General features: G+C 51.5%; 1 protein-coding gene. It reads right to left on the bottom strand.

Translation table 11 applies throughout. The features are described 5' to 3' along the window. A partial coding sequence (locus KVT36_RS32430) for a hypothetical protein (protein ID WP_217607540.1) occupies window positions 1–231 on the bottom strand: 231 nt, incomplete at both ends.

The raw sequence follows: 231 nt of genomic DNA, 5'->3' as shown, positions 1-231 counted from the left end.
GATCACGAAAGTTCCCCTCGGGGTCATGTTAGGATTGTTCCCTAAGAACACGTCCCGTACCATGGTCTGGAAGTCTTCGTGCTCCCCAACATTACAGCTCAGGCGCAGTTTGGCCTTCCGCGGTACGGAGTAGGTAAGCCCTCTTTCTATCCACTCTTCAATCGTGTACCGCGGCGGATCTACGAAGTAGGCCAGGAACACCAGATTAAAGATATTTCGTGTGTCCGTAAT

This window comes from Chitinophaga sp. GbtcB8, assembly GCF_019091455.1.
In the GTDB taxonomy this organism is placed as follows: domain Bacteria; phylum Bacteroidota; class Bacteroidia; order Chitinophagales; family Chitinophagaceae; genus Chitinophaga.
Note: the sequence above shows the minus strand (reverse complement) of the source record. Positions and strands in the feature narration are given on the sequence as shown.